This window comes from Neobacillus sp. 114 (assembly GCF_030127045.1).
GTDB lineage: Bacteria > Bacillota > Bacilli > Bacillales > Cytobacillaceae > Neobacillus > Neobacillus rhizophilus.
Window position 1 is genome coordinate 5826014 of sequence record NZ_CP126144.1, and the last position, 11648, is coordinate 5837661.

Here is an 11648-nt window from a genome sequence, read left to right on the forward strand (position 1 = left end):
AGTTATCTCCTTCTTTCGTAATCTAGTTCTAGCAACATATGTAAATCGATGGGCTCGGCCATTCCGTTGGCGGATATCGTGCCGTCGGGATGGAGCCGGATTTCTAGTTTGTTGGGAATCTGCGCCAGTTTGGTTTCAAGATGCTTATAAACATCTGTTAAAAAGCGATATTGCTGATTTTTCGAACCGATCCAAGGACGGCTTAGGTCGTGCTGGCGTTGGATATAGGGGCCGTCTATTAATAAATCCGTTTCTTTTAATAGGCTGTGCCAACTTGAATTGGGCGACTTCAAAATCGTTTCATATTCATAACCGGTGAACGTCACAATCGATAGCTTCAAAGCTTTTATTTTTTGCGCAAGGGTGGTGAGCGCCTGGGCTTGGCTAAACGGCTCGCCGCCTAAAAACGTGACGCCTTCTAGTTCAGGTGATGCTTCAAGGGTACGTTTGATATCTTCGAAGATTTCGTCAATATCCATCAAGCTGCCTCCGATTGGGTCCCACGTATGCGGGTTAAAACAGCCCTCGCAGTGAATTGGGCAGCCTTGAACCCAAATGCAGTATCTTAGGCCAGGGCCCTCCACCTTCGTTCTTTTTTCTATTCTCGACAGCCTTAACATAGGCAATGCCATCACCCACTTAAAAGGAAAATTCAGGTTTATTTTACCACAAGAGCATTCGAAGGGAGAAGAGCCGGGGCCTTTAATGGGCCTTTTGGAGGAGTAGGGTTCTCCGGACAAAAGCGGTGGAGATCTAACCTGAATTGTCCTTAAGACTGCTCTCCAAAGACAAAGCTGAAAAAAATTGAAACGAAATGTTTCCAAGCTTTCCTAGATCGGCGCCTGTCAGGCTCCTGAATAACTACTTCAGTAAAGTCATATAGATAGAAATGGGGGAAGCCGTTTAAATTCGTAAAAAAAGGAGGGAGTTTATGTTCAAGTTTTTTTCTAAGAAACAGAAACAGAAGAAAAATGAAGACACAATAAACTCCCTTCTGTTAGATAAGCTGGACCGGATGATTGAGCTCCTTGAAAAGCAGCAGCAGGAACCGAACGGAAAAAGCATTCACATCGATAAAGTCCATATCGATTATCTTGAAAATATCACCTTCCAATTAGAGAACATTGAAATAGATGAGTTAAGCGGGAAACTGCTGATTGGCACAAATATAAGTGGCTCTGATGATTTCGCCGCCTCGATTATTCAAAAGATTGACAAGCAGGAGCTAAAAACAGAAGCCATGTCGGAAGATGCCGAGCCCTCAAACGAAAACATAACCAAAACCTCCAAAGGCTTCCGCTTCCGTAGCGGCGGCTGAACCTCTCATCCTTTAATCACGTGTAATATTGGCAATTTTAATATCTTGGTCATCAATAATGGAATCAATCACATCCTTGTCAGTATTGATGGCGACATTGGCAATGGAATGATTTCTATTTTCATAAGTGCTCACGTTTGCATCAGTCGCCTAGGCACGGGAAAATGTGTGTCATTCGCCCATAACATGAATATGATAACGAAAAAAGGAATGGGCTGAATTTGGATGAAACTTTCATTAGGCAAGATTAACATTACCCATATCAGTAACACTTCAGGGGTTTTTTTTGGAAAGAAGAACACTCATCAACAATTTCATAGCGAAACCTGCAAAAACGAAGTCGTGGGATCTCTGTCCGGAAATGAAAATACACTCCGTCATAGCCATTGGATGAAAACCAGAGCAAGGAAGGATGAATAATTCGTGGCATCCCCCATTTTATCTCCAACCTTTCACATCGGTACCATCAATATCGGCCATATCGAAGCAGCATCGGTTTTTAGTATCGGGAATAATTTCATTGATGATTTTAAAAGCAACAAAAAACATAACCAGGGGCTAGGCAATATTCACGGCAACCGAAATAACTTTGCTCATTCGAGTGCGGGGTTGACCAATTATGATGAAAATCAAAAGGAAAATAAGGAAACGACAGCGGCCCCAGCAACGCCCCTTAAAGGACAAGTGCCTCCAAGCAAGTAAATACTGCAAGGAGGCATTTTGTTTATTTTTTTGTCGCTTTCCGAAAACTATCGAACGCTTCCATTATGATCGTAACCGCAAATCCTACGGCGATGAACCGCCATATCCAGTCCAGGAAAGATGTTAGTGATCCTATTGTGGTATCCATTGTTTGAGTCATGTAGGGAATGATGGCAGGATTGAGCAAATTCGGGGTATTGGCAATAACGAGAAAAACAACGAAACTCATAACATGAATAATCGTATTGGCACACGCAAGCTTCAGTGTCCATTGGCGGTCCCGCCATTTAAAAACAACTAAGCCTAATTCCAGAATGGCGATGAGTACGATGATGGGCCAAAATGATAATAAAGTATTTTGATTAAAAAAGGGCATAACAAATTGAAGTCCGCTGCCCTCCACAGATTGATAGATTCCTACAATATCATCAGCCCAGAAATAAATCATCAGCCAAAAAATGATCCAAATAAAGCTAAAGATCACTTCTCCTCTTGATATCGCCTTCCTCTTTGGAATCATGTCAACCTTTTTCAACTGATCAGGCGTCCAGCTGCTATTATTTTTTGAAAAATGAAAGCCTTCTTTTGAAAAAGCAAACCTTTCTATCGCGGCGAAAACAGCGGTAATCCAAAATAATACATACATAAGCACCATGATGACATTGGCAATGATGTTTCCAATGGCTTTCAGAACCATAGCCAGGATAGCTTCATCACCGGCAAACGACATAATACCTACGACCGCATGGACGATAGCGGTCACTAAAATAGCCCAGGGGATTGTCTTTTTCAACGTCCAAATATAGGCATCATATACGTTTGGTCCAATCAAATACATCGGTTGATCCCGATAGCTCGCAGCGAGTACGGCAGGGTCGCCAAGCTTTGAAAGGGCGTCCTTTACGTCATCTTCGGTGTACTGCTCCGGCAGCATGTCTTCAATAGCAGCACGCAGTTCCAAGTCAATATCTTGGCGGAGTTTCTCCGGAAGTCTTCTTGTCACCTCGTACACATACACATCAATCAAATTCATCGTCCTTCTCTCCTTTTAATAAGGAATTTAACTCACTTGTCATCTGGGTCCATTCATTTTTCAATTGCTCATAAACCTCAGCTCCATATGCTGTTAAAACATAATACTTCCGCGGCCTGCTTTCAGTTGTGTCCCAGTTGCTTGTCACGAGTTCTTGTTTTTCCAAGCGGCGCAACAGGGGATATAACGTACTTTGTTCAATGGAGACACCTGCCACCTCAAGCCGCTGGACAAGTGAATAGCCGTATTGGGGCGTACGTAATTGACTTAAAATGGCCAGTGTAAGCGTTCCTCTCCTCAATTCCGTCGTGAATGATTGCAGTAAAGAACTCATGCTAATCCACCTCCTAACCACATACTGTAGGTCATACAGCATTGTATTTCATACAACATGACTACATTCATATTATTTTATATTTGTAGAAATGATTGGGCATCTGGAACAAAACGGGCAGGACAATCCAGCCCATTTGCAGAAATTCAAAAAACGCCTGGATAATCACTATCGAGACGTTATAATCGGGGTGTTCAAGGGATTTCCTTGTGACCGCCCCCCATAATAATTTGTTAGACATTGAAGACATAAACTCTAGTTTAGAATAACCAATATGATAATTTATTCGAAATTCTATTAACCTATATCTTTTGTTTTTTCACTGGGGGATATACAAAATGATTTTTCTAAACGGGAATAATTTCGATAAAGGCTCAATGGTAAAAATTCAACGAAAAATTAACCACGACAAGGATATTAAGAGACTGATAAAAGCAGGGAAAAATCAAAGGAGGCCGCTCTTTACATTGCACTTATTTAAAGGATAATATGTTAGTGATAGGAAAAATTAGCCATGGCAAAAGAATCACAAAAATGAGCAGCTGGTATAAAGGAATGTGACAAAATGAAGTTAATGGTTTTTGATGTGGACGGGACTTTGTCTGAGCACGGAACGGCAATCCCTGAGGAAGTCGCGGAACAATTAAGGCGCTATGAACAAAGCGGGCTCATGATTGGAATTTGTTCCGGGAAACCGGCCTATTACTTAGCAGGCTTAGCGCGAGGGATGGGATTGAAAAAGGCCCAAATAATCGGCGAAAACGGCGGCGTTATTTTTAATGCGGCAACGTTGGAGGAATCTTATATTGTCAAAAGACTTCCGGTATTAGATGAAATTGAAAAGAAAGCCGTGGCAGATTTTAAGGATAAAATTTGGATTCAACCTAACCGCATCGCCTTGACTATTTTTCCAAAAAACCAACAGGAAGTCCCGCACCTTGCGGAATATTTCAAGGACATGCTGACACCGATTGAAAAAGAAGTCGTGATGTATGTGCATGTGGATGCCATCGACATTGTTCCCGTTGGGGTGGACAAAGGGGCCGCTTTAAAAAAACTGGCGAAAGAATTACAAATAGAGAAGGAAAATATCATGGCCTTCGGGGACTCCGCCAATGATCTCCCGATGTTCCGCGAATCCGGCAAGGTGGTCATGATCGGCCAGCGGATTGAATATCCAAACGCCGTATCATTCGAAAGCATCCATGAGGCCTTTCAATCAAAAACCGTCCATGACTTCATTAAATAGGAAAATGGCAAATGGGAAAAGGGGAAGTTACAGTTGAAAGCGGAAGTATACATACTTGGATTGTTTACATTTCAAGGGGAAGAAGACGAAAATATCGTTTTTAGCAATGAACAATTAAACATCATCAATACCAATATTGAAAATCAGTTGGGCATCAAAAGAGTCAGCCAGCCCAGTAAATGGGTTAACTATCCATTAAATAAAAAGGAACTAATGGAATGCCTTCACACATCGGCCTGTACCATCACGGCGGCGGAAATGGGATATTACCATCATCGCGTCATTTTCCGGTTTATTCTTGAAGGGGAAAACCTTCACCCTGAACTACGCAATATAAGGCAAAACCTGAAATCCTATTCAAAGGAAATTATCCAAAAGGCCATCATTCAGCCGAACCGGGATCTAAAGTTTATAGACTTTGACATTTACCCGCTTTTTATTATCCATGAAGGGTTAAACTTTTTCATGAAAAAAGAAGACCCGGTCTTTTCGAATGATACGACGACAATGGCCTTTGATATCACCGAACCTAGTAAACTATCGCCGATTGGCAAGAAGTATAACATTCGCATCAGTATCCCTTCGACGATTATCTATACAAGGGCCGGGGTCAGCGATGATTTTCTCAAAGCGATGATCAATTCCATCTATCAATACTGCCTCTATGAAAAAAAGGAATTAAATAAGCAGAAAAAAATAACTGAGATTGGCGAAGGACAGCTAGTCAAATTATGGCATCATATTATCGACACAATGGGTGGCAGGACTCTTGACAAAAATATTGCAAAGGTATCGCAGACGAATTACATCCTGGCCTTTGCCGCACTTCTGATTGCGATTGTCGCTTTCGATATCGAAAAATTCACGGCCAACTGGCACTATTTAACCGGTTCCGTCAAAACCTTTGCCAACGTAATATTTTCAATATTTCATTAAAGGGAAATAAAACAGGTGCCTGACCCCCGCTGCTTTAAAGTGTTAATGCAGCGGGGCTCAGGCACCCTTTCTATAAACTATTACTCTATCGCATCAATTTCTACCAAATCCCAAGAAGTGACAATGGCAAGCGGTTTTTGCTGCTGCTCTCCAGTTTCCGTAATGATGACAGCTTCGAGTTTTTGATTTTTCAAATGATATTGTTCAAAAATCTCTTCTACCTCGAAGATATCAATATCTTTGCTAACAAACTCGACAAGACGGTCCCTTTTTTGAGAGTAGAGCTGCCTTACCTCCACTTCGTCAATCACGATACTGTTGCCGGTTAGATGATTGGCAAACCAACCGATGATCTCCTCCGCCGTTAACAGCCACTTAAAACCGTTCTCATCAAAAATAGGAAAAAGCGAAACGGATTTCTTTTGAATGACAGTTAAGACATCCTTCAGTTTAGCATTTTCATAATAGTAAAAAACTGGTTTGGAAGCGATCGAATATGCCGCCTTTGGCTCTAAGAGCAACTCGGCAATCATTTCAATTTTATCGACGACAGCCTCATGCGGCTCCGCTATATAAAACCCTAATTCCACCTTGTCATGGACAATGGAGTTCCTAAGACGGGCAAACATTTTCAAGTCATGGTAGTACTTTCGAATAATCGAGTGGCGCGGAAACCCTGACCGAAGCAGGTCGGTAAACTTATCGGATCGTTCCTCCACTATATTCCGTTGCAGCCAGGCATGTATTTGGTTGAAGGCAACTTCGAATCGTTCTGATAGTTTTTGATTTTGCAATGTTGTCATACACGTTATCTCCTATAACGGCAGCCTCACCTGCGCGGTGGTGCCGCAGTTTCCTTTGCTTTGGAAGGTGATCGTTCCGTTGTGCTGTTTAATGATTCTAAAGCAGATCATCAGGCCGAGGCCTGTCCCCTTTTCCTTGTTGCTGTAGAAAGGCTCACCAAGTCTTTTGATACGCTCCTCACTGATTCCGATTCCGTTATCGATGACCTGAATCAGCAGCTTGTCACACTCAACCCCTACCGTGATTTTAATGAGACCTTTTCGCTTGGTATCCAGCGCATCCATACTATTTTTGCAGAGATTCAACAGCACCTGTTTGATTTGATTGGCATCGCACATGATCGTTGGGATATCCTGCGCTATTTCCAGCAGAATTTCCACATCCTTTAGGTGCGCCTCCGATTTGATTAAGGTCTCCACCTCTTTTAACAAAACTGGAAAATCCACTTGCTTCAGCTGAATTTCTTGAGGCCTTGCCAGAGAAAGAAACTCCTTAATAATGTCCTCCACCCTGTCGAACTCGCCAAGAACGACATCAAAGTATTCGTCCCTGATGATTCCCTGCTGGAAAAGCTGGATAAACCCTTTAATCGATGTCATCGGATTTCTGATTTCATGGGCAACCCCGGCCGCGAGCTCGCCCACCAAAGATAATTTTTCCGATTTCGATAGCAGCTCCTCTGTTCTTCTCTTCTCCGTAATATCATTACTGGCCACCATTATATGTTCCACTTTGCCATTTTCGCTGATCACCGGCGTACCGGTACATTCCAGCAGCCTCCAATCTCCATTCGCATGTAACAAGCGCAGCTCCACTTTACAAGGTGTTTTCGTCTCCAACACCTCGGCGAACACCTTCTTCATAAGGGGCACATCTTCCGGATGAGTCAGGTGTTCATTGTTGTGTCCCATGAAAAACTCAGGTGTGTAGCCGAGGACGGTTTGATGGGACGGAGTGGCGTAGACGCAGGTTCCATCCTGATCAAATAAAGTAATCAAGTCGGTCATGTTCTCCGTAATCAACCGGTACTTATTTTCACTATCATGCAAGGCTTTTTCCACTTTTCTTCTTTCCGTAATATCCACACACGAAGCGATGACTTCGACCACTTCCCCGCCTCGTTTAATCGGGCTTAACGCAGCAAGGTAAGTAACCCCATTCAGCTCGCCTTCGTAGGAAACATGTTCTTCCCCGTCCCAAGCCCTTTGATAATAAACTTCCTTGTCTTCAGCATAATCCTCAGGTAAAAACTCTGCTAAACTCTTTCCTACCACAAGACTAGGGATAAGGCCAAGCCGATACAGCAACTCCCCGTCACACAGGGTATGAATGAAACGGCCATTAATTTTTTTATACTTAAAGGTCATCCCTTGTTGGAGGCGGATGGTTTCATTTAATTCCTTCCTCGCAATCCGGACAAATTCCTCTGCCCACTTGCGTTCGTTGACGTCCTGCGATAAGCCGAATTCCTTCACCATCTGCTGAATGTCAAACCAATTGTTTTCAACTTCTTCGGCCGGTACAGGTTTTGTAAAAAAGTAACCCTGCCCTTCATCACAAAGGTGCTGCTGCAGGAACAATAGCTGTTCCTTTGTCTCGATTCCTTCCGCCACCACACTTAAGTTTAAATTATGCGCCATTGAGATGATGGTTTTCACAATCGTCTCGTCATTAGGGTTTTTGTGCAGGCTCTGAACAAATGCCTGATCAATTTTTAATGTATCTACCGGGAATTTTTGCAGGTAATTTAACGAACTAAATCCCTTTCCAAAATCGTCGATACTAATCCGCACACCCAGTTTTTTTAGCTTTTGTAACGTATAAATAGTCCGTTCAATGCTGGCCGTCATGCTTTCCGTAATCTCTAGCTCTAAAAATTGCGGCTCAAGCTGCGTCTCATACAAGACAATCGCAACGGTTTCATGCAAATTGGATTGCGTAAACTGACGGGCCGATAAATTGACAGAGACCGTGGTGGAAAAGCCTTTACGCTGCCAGTCCTTGCATTGTTTGCAGGCGGTATATAAGGCCCACTCCCCAATCGGAGTGATCAACCCTGTTTCTTCCGCAATCGGGATAAAGGTACCGGGAGCAATCATCCCGAATTCCGAATGGTTCCAGCGGATTAACGCCTCCACCCCGGTAATTTTTCCTGTTTTTAAATTCACCTTCGGCTGGTAATGCAGAATCAGCTCTTCTTTTTCCAGCGCCTTATGGAGGTCCATTTCCATCTTTAATGGATTCATGTTGGAGTTATGTTCTCTTTGAGAATAAAATTTATAATTATTTTTCCCGTCATTCTTGGCATGGTACATGGCGAAATCCGCTTTTTTGATGAGGATTTCGACGTTTTTTCCATCTTCCGGATACATGCTGATGCCGATGCTCGGAGAGGTAAAAATATCATAGTTTTCAATTTGGAAGGACTCACTCAAAACATCCAGCATTCTTCTCGACACCATTGCTGCAACATCGCGATTGGCATCTTTTAAAATAATGATAAATTCATCTCCGCCCTGTCTGAACACAATGTCCTTATCATGCAGGGATGACTTCATCCGTTCCGCTACTTCCTTTAATAAATGATCTCCGGTCGTATGGCCAAGCGTGTCGTTGATCAACTTGAAGCGATCAAGGTCTAAAAAGAGAATCGCCACCTGCTGGCTTCGTTCTTGAGCAAGGACCAGTTCCTTCGAAAGGGTCGTATTTAACTTATTTCGGTTGGGCAGGCCGGTTAAATAATCATGGTACGCCATATGCTCATTGGTTTCTTCAATTTTCACCTGATTGGTAATGTCCTGTGCGATGCCAAAAACACCATTAATTTGTCCATCTCCCATTAGGGGGACCACGGTCACGTTGAGATGAATAATCGAACCATTACAATTCTTAATGGACGTTCGAAAATTTTGCGGGGTGCCATTTTTACATTGCTCAAAATGATAGAGTGTTTCCGGCTGCTTTTCCGGAACAATGAACCTTTGAAAAGATTGCTGCTTTAGCAATTCATCGTTTCGATACCCCATAAGACTTTCACAAACAGAATTGATACTTGTAAACTTCCCATTTAAATCAATAGAGAAGACACAGTTTGCATTATGTTCAAAAAGCGATTTGTAACGCAGGTTGTTTTCTTTTAATTCCTCCTGCAGTTTTTTATGCTTGGTGATGTCTTTGATAATACAGTACACACCGACCATTTTGTCATCAATCATAATTGGAATACTGGTTGTGCTAGTGAAGAGAATTTCTCCGCTTTTATGGACGATTCTTAACTCCATCCGCTCGGAGTGGCCACTTTCTGCAAGTTTATAAGCTTGATAGGTTTTAGGCAGGTCAGCTTTATAGACCCAATCTCTAAAAGACTTACTCATCAACTCTGCTTCACTGTATCCAGTTAAAGCCTCACAGCTTTTATTGACACTCGTCACTTTCCCTTTTAAATCCAGGGAACATACTAAATCATGGTTGTAGTTAAATAGTGACTTATACCTTTTTTCGTTCATGATGAGCTGTTCCTGCAATTGTAAGGACTCTCTTTTTTGCTCGGTAATGTCATAGATAGACCCGCTAATAGCGATGACCTTTCCCTTGGAATCCATGATCGAATGGGCACGATTCTCGATCCATCTTACTTCGCCATCCGAACGAATAATGCGATATTCCACGGTCATCGGGCTGCCCTCCAGATGCCGGGCGATCGCTTGGTCAAGGATCCACCTGTCTTCCGGGTAAACAGAGTTGTGCCACAGATATGGGTTATTTATAAGTTCTTCCTGTGTATACCCATAGATGGCGGCATTCCCTTTCGAAACCCATAACGCATCCTTTGCCAAATCCCTATACCAAATCGTTAATTCCGGGCTATCCAATAGTTTCCCTAACGCTTCATTCATCCCTATATGCTCATCAAAAAGGGCAGCAATCGACATGACCTTCATATGTAAAACTCCGCTCCTTCAAGACATATCCTTTAGTAGATTCCATAAAATTACATTTTATACCAAATATTCAAAATACACTCTTCACCATTATACTATTTCTACCAATAAAGAGAAATGGAAGAAAGATAGGAAAAAGGTCTTAGTGAGGCAGGGGGACGGTTCTTATGCATCATTTAAGCGAGAACCGCCACTTCTTTCCTGCATATTTTCTCGCATATTTATGATAGTTTTCGGTGAAAATAAAAAAACTTCTATTGCTTTTAAACAATTTAGGTGGTGAGAGATTCGTGGTAGAGATTTTCGCGAGGGCGGTCGGTGCCTTTGTGGTGCTTTTATTGTTAACAAGGCTATTGGGACGAAAGCAGGTTTCACAGCTTACGTTTTTTAATTATATCACCGGCATTTCCATTGGAACGATTGCCGGATCGCTAACGGTTGACCCAACCTTGAAGGTTTCCTCTGGTTTTGTCAGCCTTTTAACATGGTGCGGACTGACGTTGCTAGTGGCGTTTTTCGATGTCAAATCAAGATCATTCCGCAAGGTTATTGAAGGGGAACCGGTCATCGTTATCAAGCACGGGAAAATACTCGAGCATGTTTTGAAAAAACAGCGCCTTGACATGGATGAACTGCAGGTCCTGTTAAGGAATAAAGATGTATTTTCGATCGAGGAGGTAGATTACGCGATATTGGAGACAAATGGGGAATTGTCTGTTTTGCTGAAGGAACAAAAGCAGCCATTGAAGCGCGGGGATATGGCAATGCCAACTCAAACATCAGCTAGGCCGCAGGCTGTGCAAATCCCGATGCCTATACAGGTGATAGCGGACGGGAAAATCATTGATGAGAACCTTCAGCCATTTAACCTAAATATGGCCTGGGGCCACGATCAATTAGCCCAAGCAGGAACAGACCTGTCAGAAGTCTTTTACGCAGAACTGCAACAGGATGGCACTTTATATATTGATAAAAATACCGACCATTTTATTCACTGAGGGTGAAGCAAAGGGACGGTTCTCGTGCATCAATGATGCACGAGAACCGTCCCCGCATTCCATCTATTAAAACCATATTCTTTTATTATAATCATAGTCTGATACATCGTAGCTCTCTTCTTCAATTGCTGGGGAATTTTCTTCACAAGGCTCCTCCGACGGGTTGTTGGCTAGTAGTTCCATTAATAGTTCCATTGCTGCATCCCCTTTCCTCTTTCTATCTCTATTATAATGGAAGCGATTACATTTTGTCCTCTGGTTTTTACTGGAAATGATAAATAGGGACGGCTCTTGTGCATCACCAAAATGATGCACAAGAACCGTCCCCATGCC

The 11648-nt window shown here is 42.6% G+C and carries 12 protein-coding genes; 5 read left to right on the forward strand and 7 right to left on the reverse strand.

The window, feature by feature from the left end:
* Positions 1-2: 2 nt before the first annotated feature.
* Positions 3-632 (reverse strand): 4Fe-4S single cluster domain-containing protein, encoded by a 630-nt coding sequence (locus QNN06_RS28525; protein ID WP_481819228.1) that lies wholly within the window; start codon positions 630-632, stop codon positions 3-5.
* Between the two features lie 299 nt (positions 633-931).
* Between QNN06_RS28525 and QNN06_RS28530 the strand changes: the two genes are divergently transcribed.
* The gene (locus QNN06_RS28530) at positions 932-1318 is read left to right on the forward strand and encodes a hypothetical protein (protein WP_213117470.1); all 387 of its coding nucleotides are present in this window, start codon (positions 932-934) and stop codon (positions 1316-1318) included.
* A gap of 12 nt (positions 1319-1330) precedes the next feature.
* Here QNN06_RS28530 and QNN06_RS28535 read toward each other — a convergent pair whose 3' ends face one another.
* The gene (locus QNN06_RS28535; RefSeq protein ID WP_261363789.1) at positions 1331-1453 is read right to left on the reverse strand and encodes a hypothetical protein; all 123 of its coding nucleotides are present in this window, start codon (positions 1451-1453) and stop codon (positions 1331-1333) included.
* A gap of 288 nt (positions 1454-1741) precedes the next feature.
* Between QNN06_RS28535 and QNN06_RS28540 the strand changes: the two genes are divergently transcribed.
* On the forward strand, positions 1742-2020 hold the full coding sequence (locus tag QNN06_RS28540) for a hypothetical protein (protein ID WP_213117469.1): 279 nt from the start codon (positions 1742-1744) through the stop codon (positions 2018-2020).
* A 22-nt stretch (positions 2021-2042) separates the two neighbouring features.
* Here the strand turns inward: QNN06_RS28540 and QNN06_RS28545 are convergent, their stop codons facing one another.
* Positions 2043-3053, reverse strand: coding sequence for an HAAS signaling domain-containing protein (locus QNN06_RS28545; protein ID WP_213117468.1), 1011 nt, complete (start codon positions 3051-3053; stop codon positions 2043-2045).
* The gene (locus QNN06_RS28550) at positions 3040-3387 is read right to left on the reverse strand and encodes a PadR family transcriptional regulator (RefSeq protein WP_213117467.1); all 348 of its coding nucleotides are present in this window, start codon (positions 3385-3387) and stop codon (positions 3040-3042) included. The genes QNN06_RS28545 and QNN06_RS28550 overlap by 14 nt, the downstream gene beginning before the upstream one ends.
* Positions 3388-3952: 565 nt before the next feature.
* Between QNN06_RS28550 and QNN06_RS28555 the strand changes: the two genes are divergently transcribed.
* Together QNN06_RS28555 and QNN06_RS28560 are read left to right on the forward strand one after the other, a co-directional pair.
* Positions 3953-4636 (forward strand): HAD family hydrolase, encoded by a 684-nt coding sequence (locus QNN06_RS28555; protein ID WP_213117466.1) that lies wholly within the window; start codon positions 3953-3955, stop codon positions 4634-4636.
* Positions 4637-4669: 33 nt separating this feature from the next.
* On the forward strand, positions 4670-5572 hold the full coding sequence (locus QNN06_RS28560; RefSeq protein ID WP_284036504.1) for a hypothetical protein: 903 nt from the start codon (positions 4670-4672) through the stop codon (positions 5570-5572).
* An 80-nt stretch (positions 5573-5652) separates the two neighbouring features.
* On the opposite strand, the gene QNN06_RS28565 is transcribed toward QNN06_RS28560, so the two are convergent.
* Complete coding sequence (locus tag QNN06_RS28565) at positions 5653-6375, reverse strand: hypothetical protein (RefSeq protein WP_284036505.1); 723 nt, start codon at positions 6373-6375, stop codon at positions 5653-5655.
* Positions 6376-6387: 12 nt separating this feature from the next.
* Complete coding sequence (locus tag QNN06_RS28570; protein ID WP_284036506.1) at positions 6388-10317, reverse strand: PAS domain S-box protein; 3930 nt, start codon at positions 10315-10317, stop codon at positions 6388-6390.
* A 290-nt stretch (positions 10318-10607) separates the two neighbouring features.
* Between QNN06_RS28570 and QNN06_RS28575 the strand changes: the two genes are divergently transcribed.
* Entirely contained in the window at positions 10608-11315 is a 708-nt protein-coding gene (locus tag QNN06_RS28575; RefSeq protein ID WP_213117462.1) for a DUF421 domain-containing protein, read from the forward strand.
* Positions 11316-11381: 66 nt separating this feature from the next.
* Here QNN06_RS28575 and QNN06_RS28580 read toward each other — a convergent pair whose 3' ends face one another.
* A complete protein-coding gene (locus tag QNN06_RS28580; protein WP_213117461.1) occupies positions 11382-11645 on the reverse strand; it encodes a hypothetical protein in 264 nt (87 codons plus the stop codon).
* Positions 11646-11648 lie beyond the last annotated feature (3 nt).

Excerpts from the sequence above, each read along its gene's own strand:
- QNN06_RS28550 (WP_213117467.1), bottom strand. The coding sequence starts at position 3,387 with ATGAGTTCTTTACTGCAATCATTCACGACGGAATTGAGGAGAGGAACG.
- QNN06_RS28555 (WP_213117466.1), top strand. The coding sequence starts at position 3,953 with ATGAAGTTAATGGTTTTTGATGTGGACGGGACTTTGTCTGAGCACGGA.
- QNN06_RS28530 (WP_213117470.1), top strand. The coding sequence starts at position 932 with ATGTTCAAGTTTTTTTCTAAGAAACAGAAACAGAAGAAAAATGAAGAC.
- QNN06_RS28570 (WP_284036506.1), bottom strand. The coding sequence starts at position 10,317 with ATGAAGGTCATGTCGATTGCTGCCCTTTTTGATGAGCATATAGGGATG.
- QNN06_RS28525 (WP_481819228.1), bottom strand. The coding sequence starts at position 632 with ATGGCATTGCCTATGTTAAGGCTGTCGAGAATAGAAAAAAGAACGAAG.
- QNN06_RS28545 (WP_213117468.1), bottom strand. The coding sequence starts at position 3,053 with ATGAATTTGATTGATGTGTATGTGTACGAGGTGACAAGAAGACTTCCG.
- QNN06_RS28580 (WP_213117461.1), bottom strand. The coding sequence starts at position 11,645 with ATGGGGACGGTTCTTGTGCATCATTTTGGTGATGCACAAGAGCCGTCC.
- QNN06_RS28565 (WP_284036505.1), bottom strand. The coding sequence starts at position 6,375 with ATGACAACATTGCAAAATCAAAAACTATCAGAACGATTCGAAGTTGCC.